This window comes from Mycobacterium toneyamaense, from assembly GCF_055384815.1.
Genome location: NZ_AP040333.1, coordinates 2823566 through 2836043, shown reverse-complemented (window position 1 = coordinate 2836043; position 12478 = coordinate 2823566). Strand labels below are relative to the sequence as shown.

The following is a 12478-nucleotide window of genomic DNA, read 5'->3' as shown; positions in this document are numbered from 1 at the left end:
AGGAGTTGATCACAATGCGAAATATTCGGCATGGCCAGGGAGTACGGCACCATCACCGCCGACGCAGCCCACAATCTCAGGCAATCGGCGCCTTCTGCCGGGTGTTCGTGAAGAACGCGGTACGGATGTGGGCCCTGCAGCCGAATCTGCACTGGCCCTTCAGTGCCATCGATCAGGTCGCCGCGCTGGCCCCGCTGCCGAGATCGGCGACGGTTGAGCCAGTCCGACTGCCGTCTTGCCGGGCCGAATTGATCGGCACCACCGACTCGTCGGCCCGGCGCGCCATCCTCTACCTACACGGCGGGGCGTTTCTCACCTGTGGTCTCAACACGCACCGATCCTTTGCCGCCCAGCTGTCCCGCAGCGCAGGCGCCGAAGTACTCAATGTCGGCTATCGCATGTTGCCCGCTCACGGACTGTCGGCGGCACTGGCAGACGCGGCCGACGGGCTCCGCTGGCTGCTGCGCCGCGGCTACCGCTGGTCCGACATCGTGGTGGCCGGAGATTCTGCGGGCGGATATCTGGCCCTGCAGACCGCCGCCGATCTGCTTCGGGACGGTAACCCGCCCACCGCCGGCGTGGCCGCCATCTCCCCTCTGACGACGCTGAAGCCGCGCGACAAATCCCCCAGCGGCAAGGACCGGTGCGCCATGTTCACGGCACGCGCCATGACGTCGTTCATGCGCTACGTCGCCGCGCACGGTGAGAAGAATCCGTCCGGGCAGCCGATCGCCTCGCCCGTCGACGCGGACCTGCGCCGGATGCCGCCGGTGTTGATCCACGTCAGCAGCGACGAGTTTCTCCGGCCCGACGCGGAACTGATGTACGAGCGGTTGACCGCCGCGGGGGCACAGTGCGAACTTCACATGTGGGACGGGCAGATCCACGACTTTCCGCTTGCCGCTCCCGTCCTGCCCGAAGGGCGGCGGGCGATCCACTACATCGGCGAGTTCGTCAAGCAGGTCACGCCCGCGGCGAACCTCGACGCAGCGGACTATCCGTCGGCCGCATCATTGTGAATCAGGGCTGCCCACCGCCGCGTTTGTTGACCATCGCGCTGGGTAACCAGACACGGTGGACAAAACATCGAATGCAAAGCAAGAGCAACTCGAGGCCACGCGGGTCGACAACAATGCGGGGTACCTGACCACCCAACAGGGGGTGCGGGTTCCGCACACCGACGACGCCCTCACCGCAGGTGAGCGCGGCCCGACCCTGATGGAGGATTTCCACGCGCGGGAGAAGATCACCCACTTCGACCACGAACGCATTCCCGAGCGGGTCGTGCACGCACGCGGCGCGGGGGCCTACGGGTACTTCGAGCCGTACGACGATTCGCTGGCCGACTTCACCACGGCGAAATTCCTGACCACGCCGGGCCTGCGCACACCGGTGTTCGTGCGCTTCTCCACCGTCGCGGGGTCCCGCGGCTCCGCCGACACCGTACGCGACGTCCGCGGCTTCGCCACCAAGTTCTACACCGAGCAAGGCAACTACGACCTCGTCGGCAACAACTTCCCCGTCTTCTTCATCCAGGACGGCATCAAGTTCCCCGACTTCGTCCACGCGGTGAAGCCGGAGCCGCACAACGAGATTCCGCAAGCCGCGTCTGCCCACAACACGCTGTGGGACTTCGTGTCGCTGCAGCCGGAAACGCTGCACACCATCATGTGGCTGATGTCCGACCGCGCCCTGCCGCGCAGCTACCGAATGATGCAGGGCTTCGGCGTGCACACCTTCCGGCTGGTGAACGCGGCCGGCGAGGGCGTCTTCGTGAAATTCCACTGGACGCCGAAACTCGGTGTGCACTCACTGCTCTGGGAGGAATGCCAGCAGATCGCCGGTAAGGATCCGGACTTCAATCGCCGCGACCTGTGGGACGCCATCGAGGCCGGCCAATACCCCGAGTGGGAGCTGGGCGTTCAGCTGATCCCCGAGTCCGACGAGTTCGCCTTCCCGTTCGATCTGCTCGACGCGACCAAACTTGTTCCAGAGGAACGGGTTCCGGTGATCCCGGTCGGCCGGATGGTGCTCGACCGCAACCCGGACAACTTCTTCGCCGAGACCGAACAGGTCGCGTTTCACACCGCCAATGTGGTGCCGGGTATCGACTTCACCAACGATCCCCTGCTGCAGCTCCGCAATTTCTCATACCTGGACACCCAGCTGATCCGCTTGGGCGGGCCGAATTTCGCGCAGTTGCCGGTCAACCGGCCCATCGCAGCGGTGACCAACAATCAGCGCGACGGCTACGGCCAGCACACCATCCCCCAGGGCGCCACGAGTTACCTCAAGAACAACCTCGGCGGTGGCTGTCCCGCGCTGGCCGACGAAGACGCCTACCGGCACTACACCGAACGCGTCGACGGTCGCAAGATCCGCAGCCGCGCAGAGAGTTTCAAGGACCACTACAGCCAGGCCCGGATGTTCTGGCTGAGCATGTCGACCGTCGAGAAGGACCACATCGTCGCCGCATTCTCGTTCGAACTCGGCAAGGTCGGCCCCGAGACCGGCATCCGTGAACGAGTCATCGCACAGCTCAACATGATCGACCACGAGCTGGCCGAGCGGGTCGCCGCCAAGCTCGGACTGCTGGCGCCGGACGAGGTCGCCGTCCCCGACCATGTGACGCCGTCGCCGGCGCTGTCGCAGATGAACACCGCGACCGATTCCATCGTCAGCCGCCGGATCGCCGTCCTGGCCGCCGACGGCGTGGACCTGCGCGGCACCGAGCGGACCGCCGCCGCGCTCAGGGAGTTGGGCGCCACCGTCGACATCATCGGCCTGATCGGTGGCGGCACCATCGCGACCGACACCGGCCAGGAACTCGGCGTGGATCTCGGGCTCAACACCACGTCGTCGACGCTGTACGACGCGGTGCTGGTGCCGGGACCGCAGAACTCCGTCGAGCTGCTCGCACAGGACGGTTCGGCGATCCATTTCGTCACCGAGGCCTACAAGCACCTGAAGCCCATCGCCGCGTTCGGTGCGGGTGTCGGCTTGCTGCGCGCCGCGGGGATCAATCCCGAATCCGCCGGACTGGCCGAAACCCACACGGACAGAGGCGTTGTCACTACGACATCGCACGGCGGCTCGCTCGACGAACTGTTCATCGAGGCGTTCGTCGACACGATCCGGCGGCACCGGACCTGGAACCGGGCGACGGAAGCGGTGCCTGCCTGATGTCTGACGACAACATGCTCACCCCGAGCGAGTCCACCGACTCCGACGAATTGCACAACCGCGACGGCGACCAAACCGTCGAGCCACCCGAAGGCTGGCATGGAGCCGATCAATTCGGTCTGCTCGAAGACGAAGCCGAGCAGGGCGAATCGCTCGACGACAAGCTCGCCGCCGAGGAGCCCGATGTGCTCGACGGCCCGGTCCGGCCGGACACCGAGGAGGACGCCTCGTTCTTCCCCGTCGTGGACGACGATTCGGACACCAATCAAACACCGTGAGGAGGAGTGTCATGCCGAAGACCACGAAGACAGGGCAAGCCAAGAAGAGTGAGCTGCCCAGCACACTGCAGAAGTCGAGTCCCAAGGCGCAACGCACGTTTGCGAAAGCACACGACTCGGCGGCCGAGGAATACGGCGAAGGTGAACGCGCCCACCGCGTCGCGTACTCAGCCCTGAAGCACAGCTACGAGAAGGTCGGCGACCACTGGGAGAAGAAGGACCACAAGGGCCCCTCGGACGAGCGGGCGCGCAGCGGCGGGCCCAACGCCCGCGGCAAGACCGCCGAGGGCGTTGACACCCAGGCCACCAAGAAACATCTCATGGACGTCGCGCGCCGGCTCGACATCCGGGGCCGGTCGACGATGAACAAGGACGAATTGGTCGACGCGATCGAGAAGGCCAACCGGCGGGCGAGCCGCCGCTAGCGGACTACCACTGACCGAGCTGGCACTGCACGTTGTACGGCGCGGTCTGGTGCGCTGCCGACTGCCCGTCGACCGCGATGTCGCACGTCGAGTCCGGGGCGGCCTGGCCACCGTGCGTGGTGCTGCTGACGGTGAAGATGGCCCACTGCGGGTCGGCGAGCGTCGTGGTGAACACCCACGGGGCGTCCGGACCGACGGTGACCGTCTCGCGCTTGAGGTAGGCGTAGGCGTCGGCGTTGTAGGCGGCCTTGTTCGCCGGCTGATTGACCAGATAGAGCAGGTCGAAGGTGGCCGGGCCGCCCACCGACAGCGTGTACCGGACCTCGTGGCCGGCCGGGGCGGCAGACGCCACCGGCGCCATCAGCCCAGCGGCCGCCACTGCTGCCGCGCCACACACCACTGACAACTTGACTGTCGCTTTACGCATGCCGGTCATATCGACTGACCGTACCGGACTGTTACACCCTGCATCAGACGTATCACCCCGCCTGCAGCTCCAGCAGCACTGTCACCGGCCCGTCGTTGACGAGCTCGACGTGCATATGGGCGCCGAACCGCCCGGTCGCGACCTCGGCGCCCAGCGCCCGCAGTGCCGCAGCGAACTCGTCGACGAGCGGCTCGGCGACCGGCCCGGGAGCCGCGGCGTTCCAGGACGGGCGGCGTCCCTTGGCAGTGTCGGCATACAGGGTGAACTGACTGACCACGAGGATCGGGGCGCCGGCGTCAGCGGCGCTGAGCTCGCCGTCGAGGATGCGCAGCCGCCACAGTTTGTCGGCCATCTTGCGCACCACCGCGGCGTCGTCGGTATGTGTCAGACCGACGAGCGCCACCAGGCCCTGAGGGTTCGGGGTGATCTCACCGACGGTCTGCCCGTCGACAGTCACCCGCGCCGACGTCACCCGCTGCACCAGTACCCGCACGTTCGCAGATGTTGCCACAGCAGTTTGTGGTACCTGTGGTGGTCATGGACGGCCCATCCTGGCGCGGTACTCCCCTGACCCGGCGTTCGGTCCTGGTCGGCCTCGGCGCCGTCGGGGCGTTCCTCGCCGTCGACCTCGGACTCGTCGCGTACACCAGCCGCGCCGGCACGCTGACCCGCCAGACGTTCCTGGACGGTTTCCGGAGCGTCTTCGGCGCCCACCCCGGCTTCCGGAAGAACCACGCCAAGGGCGTCTCGGTGGTCGGCCATTTCATGAGCAACGGCAACGCCGCCGCCCTGTCCCGCGCCGCGGTCTTCGGTCCGGGTGAGATGCCCGTCTCCGGTCGGTTCTCGCTGGCCGGCGGCAACCCGACCGTCGCCGATACTCCCGGCGCCGCACGCGGGCTCGGCCTGGCCATCGGCTTCCCCGGCCCCGGCCAGTGGCGGACCGCGATGCTCAACATCCCGGTGTTCCTAGACAATTCACCACAGGGCTTCTACGACCGGCTGCTGGCCTCCAAACCGGTCGCCGACGGCAAGCCCGACCCGAAGGTCATGGCCGACTTCCTCGGCCGGCACCCCGAGACCGCGGCCGCGATGGCATTGGTCAAGAAGAGCCCGCCCACGCCGGGTTTCGCCGACAGCACATTCGCGGGTCTGCACAAGTTCTATCTGGTTAGCCAGGCCGGCGTCCGCACGCCGGTCCGCTGGTCGTTCGTACCGCAGCAGACGGCGCTGCCACCGAAGTCCGACGATCCCAACGCGTTGTTCGACGCGCTGATCCTGCAGTTGAAAAAGGCTCCGCTGCAGTGGAATCTGCGACTGACGGTCGGACGGGACGGCGATCCGACCGACCCGACACTGCCGTGGCCGGCCGACCGGCAGGTCATCGACGCGGGCGTCCTGACGCTCACCGAAGCCCAGACCGATGCCGCCGGCAACGCCCGCGACATCAACTTCGATCCGCTGGTCCTGCCCGACGGCATCGAACCGTCCGACGACCCGCTGCTCAGCGCGCGGTCGGCGGTGTACGCCGGGTCGTACCGGGCCCGGACCATCGAGCCGAAAAGCGCTCCGGCCGTTCAGGTTGTGCCATGACCGGCCGCTTCCCCGTCCGCACCCGGGTGTTGCACTGGCTGACCGCGGTCGCCGTGTTCGCCGCGTTGTTGATCGGCTTCACCATGACCAACCGGATCGGTTCCCACGGGGCCCTGGTCGCCGTCCACATGACGCTGGGCATCAGCGTCCTGGTCATCGTGATCGTCCGGGCGGCAAACAGATTCACCCACAAGCCGCCGAAGTGGCCCGACACGGTGGGACCGCTGGAAGGCAAGTTGATCGCCGGGTCCGAACTGGCGATGTACGCCATGCTGCTGGCGCAGCCACTGGTCGGCTGGGCCATGGTGTCGGCTTCGGGCACCCCGGTGCGGGCCTTCGGACTGACGCTACCCGGCCTCGTCCCCTTCGACGGCGACCTGTACGGCGTTCTGCGGCAGGCACATTCAGTGGTGGCCTACCTGTTGGTGGCCGCCATCGCGGCACACGTCAGCGCCATCCTGTTCCACACCCTGACATTGCGCGACGGCATGCTCCGCCGCATGACCCACTGAGCCTTCTCCCGCGAGCGGCCGTGTTTGTACACCGACACGCCGTGTCGGGCGTGCATTTTGGGGACGCTCAGCGCTGACGAGCGGCCCCAAAATACGCAGCTAAGGAAGCAGTGCGGCCACTCGGGCGGCGACGTCGGCGATGGGCACATCGACCTGCTCACCGTTCGACAGGTTCTTGACGCCCACGGTGCCGGCCTCGATGTCGCGGTCACCCGCGACCAGGGCCACCTTGGCGCCGGAGCGGTCGGCGGCCTTCATCGCACCCTTGAGGCCGCGGTCGCCGTAACACATGTCGGTACGCACACCCGAACCACGCAGGGCCGCAACGATCTTCGCCAATTCCAGCTTGGCCGGCGCACCCAGCGGCACGGCGTACACATCGACAGCCGCCGGAGACGCCACCGTCTTGCCCTCGGCCTTGAGCGCCAGCACCGTGCGGTCCACACCGAGGCCGAAGCCGATGCCGGACAGGTCCTGCCCGCCCAGCTGCTTCATGAGGCCGTCGTAGCGGCCACCGCCACCGATGCCGGACTGCGCGCCGAGGCCGTCGTGCACGAACTCGAACGTGGTCTTGGTGTAGTAGTCCAGGCCGCGGACCATGCGCGGGTTGATGACGTACGGCACGCCGAGAGCGTCCAGGTGCGCCAGCACGGTGTCGAAGTGCTCCTTGGCGGCCTCCGACAGGTGATCGAGCATCACCGGGGCGTCGGCCGTCATCTCCTTGACGTGCGGCCGCTTGTCGTCGAGCACCCGCAGCGGATTGATCTCCGCGCGGCGCCGCGTGTCCTCGTCGAGGTCGAGCTTGAACAGGAAGTCCTGCAACAGCTTCCGGTACTGCGGGCGGCAGGTGTCGTCGCCCAGCGACGTGATCTCCAAGCGGAAGCCGTCGAGGCCCAGCGAGCGGAAGCCGGCGTCGGCCACGGCGATCACCTCGGCGTCGAGCGCCGGGTCGTCGATGCCGATGGCCTCGACTCCCACCTGCTGCAGCTGGCGGTACCGGCCGGCCTGCGGCCGCTCGTACCGGAAGAACGGTCCGGAGTACCGCAGCTTGGCCGGCAGCGCTCCGCGGTCCAGTCCGTGTTCGATGACGGCCCGCATGACGCCGGCGGTGCCTTCGGGCCGCAGCGTGACGGAGCGGTCGCCGCGGTCGGCGAAGGTGTACATCTCCTTCGACACCACGTCGGTGGACTCGCCCACACCGCGGGCGAACAGCGCGGTGTCCTCGAAGACCGGCAGCTCGATGTGGCCGTACCCGGCCAACCGCGCGACGTTCAGCAGTCCGTCACGTACCGCGACAAATTCCGCCGAGTCCGGGGGCAGGTAATCCGGGACGCCCTTGGGCGCCTGAAAATCGCTCAACTTGATAAGCCTTCGAGGAATGGGTTGGTACGGCGTTCGGCGCCGATCGTGGTCTGTGGGCCGTGCCCAGGTAGTACCACGGTGTCGTCGTCGAGCACCAACAGTTTTGTCACGATCGAGTTCAGCAGGTCCCGGCCGCTGCCGCCCGGGAGATCGGTGCGGCCCACCGACTGCTTGAACAAGGTGTCGCCGGTGAATGCCAGTTCGGCGGGACCGTCGGTCACGCGGAACACCACCGAGCCCCGGGTGTGCCCCGGCGTGTGGTCCACCGTCACGGTGATGCCGCCCAGGTAGAGCTTGTCACCGTCGCGGTCGAGTTCGACGACCTGCTTGGGCTCGGAGAAGAGCACCCCGAACGCCAGCTGCGCCAACCGCGGACCGAACCCCTTGATGGGATCGGTCAGCATGAACCGGTCCTCGGGGTGGATGTACACCGGGCAGCCGTAGGTGTCCGCCACCTTCTGCGCCGACCAGATGTGGTCGACGTGGCCGTGGGTGAGCAGCACCGCCGACGGGGTGAGCCGGTTCTCATCCAGGATTTCGCGGATGCGGCCCATGGCCCGCTGGCCCGGGTCGACGATGATGGCGTCCGACCCGGCGCGCGCCGCGAGGATGTAGCAGTTGCACTGCAACATCCCGGCCGGAAACCCCGTCAACAACACGTAGCCATTTTCCCACGTGGGAAACTGCCTCCATGACGCAGCCAGGACCGTGGGGACCCCCGCCGCCCGACCAGCCCCAGTACTACGGTGCGCCGCAATACGTTCCGGGCTTTCCGCCACCGAAGAAGTCCCGCACCGGCTGGGTGATGTTCGCCGTGATCGCCGTCATCGCGCTGATCGCGGCCGGCGTCGCCGCCGTCATCGTGCTTCGGCACAAGAACGTGCCCGTCGGGGGGGCCGCCGAGACATCGTCCGCTGACTCCGGTCCGACGCCGCTGCGCTCGATCCGCCTCGCGGCGCCCAACGTCGTCACCAAGCCGGGCAGCTCCGAGCCGAAGGCCACGCTCACGGTCTACGAGGACTTCCTGTGCCCGTTCTGCGGCCGGTTCGAGCAGGTCTACGGCCCGACCATCGGCAAGCTGATCACCGACGGCCGCGTCGCCGTGGACTACACCATGGTTTCGATCCTGGGCCGTGGCGACCTGACGTCGTACTCGGTACGGGCCGGCGCGGCGGCGTACTGCGTGGCCGACGCCGACACCGCGGCGTTCCAGCGATTCCATGCCGCGCTGTTCGCGCATCAACCCGACGAGTCGGCGCAGACGTTCCCGGCCGACGACGAGCTGGTCGAACAGGCGAAGAAGACCGGCGCCCCGGATTCGGTCGCCGATTGCATCACCGGCGGCAAGTACCGCGACATGGTCAACAGCGCGGTGAAGAGCTCGGGCATCAGCTCGACGCCGACGGTCCTGCTCAACGGCACCGATATCGGGGACGCCGTGCTGCTGCATCCCGATCCGCAGGCGCTGCTGGACCAGCTCAAGAACGTCTCAGGGTGACCTGGCACACTCGGTGCCGACCAGCTGTACGTCGGGGCAATTCCCCCGACCGTGACGAGGAGGGCTTCGGCGGTGCCGACGAATGAACAACGGCGGGAGACCGCCAAGCGCAAGCTGGAACGGCAGTTGGAGCGCCGGGCCGAGAAGGCCCGCAAGCAGCGCATCATCACCATCGCCGCGTCGGTGGTCGCGGTGCTCGCGGTGATCGGCGGCGCCGTCTTTGGTGTCATCTACCTCAACAAGGACTCCGACTCCTCGTCGGCGACGGCCTCGGCATCGACCGAGAGCTCGACCGCCCCGGCGCAGAACCCGCCCGCCGACGGCAAGCTGCCGCCGTTCGTGGCGCCCGCCGGCCTCGGTGAGAACTGCCAGTACCCGGCGTCGTCGGAGCAGGCCAGCAAGAAGGTCAACCCGCCGCGCACCGGCAAGATCCCGACCACCCCGCCGACGGTGACGGCCAGCATGAGCACCAATCAGGGCAACCTGGGCCTGACGCTGGACAACGCCAAGGCGCCGTGCACCGTCAACAGCTTCGCCAGCCTGGCGCAGCAGGGCTACTTCAACGACACCCCCTGCCACCGGCTCACCAAGGGCGGCCTGGACGTCCTGCAGTGCGGTGACCCGACGGGCTCCGGCATGGGCGGCCCCGGCTACCAGTTCGCCAACGAGTACCCGACGAACCAGTACCAGCCCGACAGCCCCGCGCTGAGCCAGCCGGTCGTCTACCCGCGCGGCACGCTCGCGATGGCCAACGCCGGCCCGAACACCAACGGCAGCCAGTTCTTCCTGGTCTACCAGGATTCGCAGCTGCCTCCGGGCTACACCGCGTTCGGCACCGTCGACGCGACCGGCCTGGCCACCCTGGACAAGATCGCCCAGAACGGCATCGAGGGCGGCGGCGGCGACGGCAAGCCCGCGCAGCCGGTCACGGTGAAGTACATCCAGCTCGACTGACAGTTCACGAAGAAGGCCCGGTCACCACGGTGACCGGGCCTTCTTCGTGTTAGGCCCTGCGCGGACCCGGCAGCGGTGGAATCATGCGGATCGTGGCGAACACCAAACCGCAGACCATCTCGTACCCGGCGCCCGGCTCGCGGCCGAACCGCCACGACGATGTCGCCGTCGATCCACACGTGATCGTGCTGTTCGGCGCGACCGGCGACCTCGCCAAACGCAAACTGCTGCCAGGTCTGGCCTATCTGGACCAGTCCGAACTGGCACCCGACATCCAGATCGTCGGCACCTCGTTGGAGGACCTGACGATCGACGAGTTCCGCGCGCTGGCCAAGGCCGCGATCGACGAATTCGGCAGCCACCACCTGACCGACGAACAGTGGGAACGGTTCGCCGCGACGCTCACCTACGTCCCGCAGAGCGCCGGGCCGTCTGGTCTGGCGGCTGCGGTGGCCGCCGCGGAGAAGAAACTGGGCCCGAATGTGCGCCGCCTGCACTATCTTTCGGTACCACCCAAAGCTGCGCGCGCCGTCATCGCGACCCTGGACGAGGCCGGCCTGGTCGAGCGCTCCCGCGTCGTCATGGAGAAGCCGTTCGGGACCGACCTGGCCAGCGCCGTCGAACTCAACAACTTCGTTCACGAAACGTTCGACGAGGCACAGATTTTCCGGATCGACCACTTTCTGGGCAAGGAAGCCGCGCAGAACATCCTGGCGTTCCGGTTCGCCAACGGCCTGTTCGAGCCGATCTGGAATCGCAACTTCATCGACCACATCCAGATCGACATTCCCGAGATGCTCGGGCTGGATGCCCGCGCCAACTTCTACGAGAGCACCGGCGCCTACAAGGACATGGTGGTCACCCACCTGTTCCAGGTGATGGCGTTCGTGGTGATGGAGCCGCCGACGGCGCTGGAACCGCGCGCCATCAGCGAGGAGAAGAACAAGGTCTTCCGGTCCATGCTGCCGGTGAAGGTGTCCGACGTCGTCCGTGGGCAGTTCACCGGCTACCGCGAACTCGAGGGCGTGGCAAGGGATTCCGATACGGAGACATTCATCGCCTTGAAGGTCGGCATCGACAACTGGCGCTGGGCCGGCGTGCCGATCTACCTACGCACCGGCAAGAAGATGGCCGAGGGCATGCGCATCATCTCGATCGCCTTCAAGGAGGCGCCGCGCACCATGTTCCCGTCGGGTTCGGGCGTCGGTTCCCAGGGACCCGACCACCTGACCTTCGACCTGGCCGACAACTCGAAGGTGTCACTGTCGTTCTACGGCAAGCGGCCCGGGCCGGGCATGAAGCTCGAGAAGCTTTCGATGCAGTTCTCGGCCACCGAGGCCGACGGCGCCGACCAGGTACTGGAGGCCTACGAGCGGTTGATCCTCGACGCCATGCGCGGCGACCACACACTGTTCACCACTGCCGAGGGCATCGAGTCCCTGTGGGCGAATTCGGCTGCGCTGCTGGCGGATCCGCCGCCGGTCAAGAACTACCAGCCCGGTACCTGGGGCCCCAACGCCATCCACCAACTGATCGCGCCCAACGCCTGGCGGCTGCCGTTCGAACGGGGTTGGCGCGAGGCCAAGAAGAAGTAGCTGCTACGGCCGCGGCGCCGCGGCCGCCTGCTCGAGCTGCAGGATGGCCGCGTCGACCATGGTCTGGATGATTTCGCAGGTGCTGAAATCGCTCATCCACAGATGCGGCGTGTCGGTGCGGTGCAGCATCGCAACGCCGTGCAGCGCGACCGACAGCGCCGCGGCCACCCGCTTCGCGTCGGGCCCCGGCTCGGAGTCTGGGTCCATGCCGCCGGCGGCCAACAGGCCGCGCGTCACGACCTCGAGCGCCTGGCGCGCCGACGGGGTGATCTCGTCGACCTTGACCATCAGGACGTATCGCAACGGAAAGCGTTGGGCGAACGCGACATACGCACGGCAGCCGAGCAGTAGGCGCTCTCGCCGCGTCTTGCCGCTCTGCACCTGCTCGGCGATGTCCTGGTTCACCTGATCCCAGCTCAGCTCCGCCACTGCGGCCAGCACGTCCTCGCGACTGTCGAAATGGGCGTACACCGACATGTTCGAGATGCCGGCTTCACGCGCGATGCTCCGCAACGACACCTCGTTCGTGGACTCCGATGAGTCGACGACCCGGATCGCGGCGGCCAGGATTTCGTCGCGCAGCAGCGCGCCCTGCCCTCGCACATTCCGCTGCCGTGTCGAGCCCGCCATGCCTTCACCCTAATCGTCGTCGTG

The 12478-nt window shown here is 67.3% G+C and carries 14 protein-coding genes; 9 read left to right on the top strand and 5 right to left on the bottom strand.

Annotated elements, in window-relative coordinates:
* Positions 1-14: 14 nt before the first annotated feature.
* From ACZ5IQ_RS13750 to ACZ5IQ_RS13735, 4 genes are read left to right on the top strand one after another with little or no spacing between them, the layout of a single operon-like run.
* Positions 15-1019 (top strand): alpha/beta hydrolase, encoded by a 1005-nt coding sequence (locus ACZ5IQ_RS13750; protein WP_464481354.1) that lies wholly within the window; start codon positions 15-17, stop codon positions 1017-1019.
* Between the two features lie 55 nt (positions 1020-1074).
* Positions 1075-3183 (top strand): catalase, encoded by a 2109-nt coding sequence (locus ACZ5IQ_RS13745; RefSeq protein ID WP_406802685.1) that lies wholly within the window; start codon positions 1075-1077, stop codon positions 3181-3183.
* Positions 3183-3461: a hypothetical protein gene (locus ACZ5IQ_RS13740; protein ID WP_406802686.1), complete on the top strand. Its 279-nt coding sequence runs from the start codon at positions 3183-3185 to the stop codon at positions 3459-3461. The genes ACZ5IQ_RS13745 and ACZ5IQ_RS13740 overlap by 1 nt, the downstream gene beginning before the upstream one ends.
* Before the next feature lie 11 nt (positions 3462-3472).
* Positions 3473-3886 (top strand): ChaB family protein, encoded by a 414-nt coding sequence (locus ACZ5IQ_RS13735; RefSeq protein WP_318984472.1) that lies wholly within the window; start codon positions 3473-3475, stop codon positions 3884-3886.
* Between the two features lie 4 nt (positions 3887-3890).
* On the opposite strand, the gene ACZ5IQ_RS13730 is transcribed toward ACZ5IQ_RS13735, so the two are convergent.
* Together ACZ5IQ_RS13730 and dtd are read right to left on the bottom strand one after the other, a co-directional pair.
* Positions 3891-4322, bottom strand: a complete 432-nt coding sequence (locus ACZ5IQ_RS13730) for a hypothetical protein (protein ID WP_020101738.1) — start codon at positions 4320-4322, stop codon at positions 3891-3893.
* A 43-nt stretch (positions 4323-4365) separates the two neighbouring features.
* On the bottom strand, positions 4366-4806 hold the full coding sequence (dtd, locus tag ACZ5IQ_RS13725) for a D-aminoacyl-tRNA deacylase (protein ID WP_406775792.1): 441 nt from the start codon (positions 4804-4806) through the stop codon (positions 4366-4368).
* Between the two features lie 44 nt (positions 4807-4850).
* Between dtd and ACZ5IQ_RS13720 the strand changes: the two genes are divergently transcribed.
* Entirely contained in the window at positions 4851-5903 is a 1053-nt protein-coding gene (locus tag ACZ5IQ_RS13720; RefSeq protein ID WP_406802687.1) for a catalase family peroxidase, read from the top strand.
* Positions 5900-6415: a cytochrome b gene (locus ACZ5IQ_RS13715; RefSeq protein WP_406802688.1), complete on the top strand. Its 516-nt coding sequence runs from the start codon at positions 5900-5902 to the stop codon at positions 6413-6415. The genes ACZ5IQ_RS13720 and ACZ5IQ_RS13715 overlap by 4 nt, the downstream gene beginning before the upstream one ends.
* Positions 6416-6514: 99 nt before the next feature.
* Here ACZ5IQ_RS13715 and hisS read toward each other — a convergent pair whose 3' ends face one another.
* Positions 6515-7774: a histidine--tRNA ligase gene (gene hisS, locus ACZ5IQ_RS13710; RefSeq protein ID WP_212811610.1), complete on the bottom strand. Its 1260-nt coding sequence runs from the start codon at positions 7772-7774 to the stop codon at positions 6515-6517.
* Complete coding sequence (locus ACZ5IQ_RS13705) at positions 7771-8436, bottom strand: MBL fold metallo-hydrolase (protein ID WP_064859003.1); 666 nt, start codon at positions 8434-8436, stop codon at positions 7771-7773. The genes hisS and ACZ5IQ_RS13705 overlap by 4 nt, the downstream gene beginning before the upstream one ends.
* 32 nt (positions 8437-8468) lie before the next feature.
* On the opposite strand from ACZ5IQ_RS13705, the gene ACZ5IQ_RS13700 reads away from it, so the two are divergent.
* The 3 genes from ACZ5IQ_RS13700 (at position 8469) to zwf (ending at position 11824) form a co-directional block, all read left to right on the top strand.
* Positions 8469-9275 (top strand): DsbA family protein, encoded by an 807-nt coding sequence (locus tag ACZ5IQ_RS13700; RefSeq protein WP_212811611.1) that lies wholly within the window; start codon positions 8469-8471, stop codon positions 9273-9275.
* 72 nt (positions 9276-9347) lie between these two features.
* Positions 9348-10229 carry a peptidylprolyl isomerase gene (locus ACZ5IQ_RS13695; RefSeq protein ID WP_064859001.1) on the top strand — a complete coding sequence of 294 codons (882 nt, stop codon included), beginning with the start codon at positions 9348-9350 and terminating at the stop codon, positions 10227-10229.
* A 92-nt stretch (positions 10230-10321) separates the two neighbouring features.
* A complete protein-coding gene (gene zwf, locus ACZ5IQ_RS13690) occupies positions 10322-11824 on the top strand; it encodes a glucose-6-phosphate dehydrogenase (protein WP_064859023.1) in 1503 nt (500 codons plus the stop codon).
* Positions 11825-11827: 3 nt separating this feature from the next.
* Here zwf and ACZ5IQ_RS13685 read toward each other — a convergent pair whose 3' ends face one another.
* Positions 11828-12454 carry a TetR/AcrR family transcriptional regulator gene (locus ACZ5IQ_RS13685; RefSeq protein ID WP_244872569.1) on the bottom strand — a complete coding sequence of 209 codons (627 nt, stop codon included), beginning with the start codon at positions 12452-12454 and terminating at the stop codon, positions 11828-11830.
* Positions 12455-12478: the final 24 nt, after the last annotated feature.

Coding starts and splice junctions, on each gene's coding strand:
- ACZ5IQ_RS13750 (WP_464481354.1), top strand. CDS start 15: ATGCGAAATATTCGGCATGGCCAGGGAGTACGGCACCATCACCGCCGA.
- ACZ5IQ_RS13740 (WP_406802686.1), top strand. CDS start 3,183: ATGTCTGACGACAACATGCTCACCCCGAGCGAGTCCACCGACTCCGAC.
- ACZ5IQ_RS13735 (WP_318984472.1), top strand. CDS start 3,473: ATGCCGAAGACCACGAAGACAGGGCAAGCCAAGAAGAGTGAGCTGCCC.
- ACZ5IQ_RS13730 (WP_020101738.1), bottom strand. CDS start 4,322: ATGACCGGCATGCGTAAAGCGACAGTCAAGTTGTCAGTGGTGTGTGGC.
- ACZ5IQ_RS13720 (WP_406802687.1), top strand. CDS start 4,851: ATGGACGGCCCATCCTGGCGCGGTACTCCCCTGACCCGGCGTTCGGTC.
- ACZ5IQ_RS13715 (WP_406802688.1), top strand. CDS start 5,900: ATGACCGGCCGCTTCCCCGTCCGCACCCGGGTGTTGCACTGGCTGACC.
- ACZ5IQ_RS13700 (WP_212811611.1), top strand. CDS start 8,469: ATGACGCAGCCAGGACCGTGGGGACCCCCGCCGCCCGACCAGCCCCAG.
- ACZ5IQ_RS13685 (WP_244872569.1), bottom strand. CDS start 12,454: ATGGCGGGCTCGACACGGCAGCGGAATGTGCGAGGGCAGGGCGCGCTG.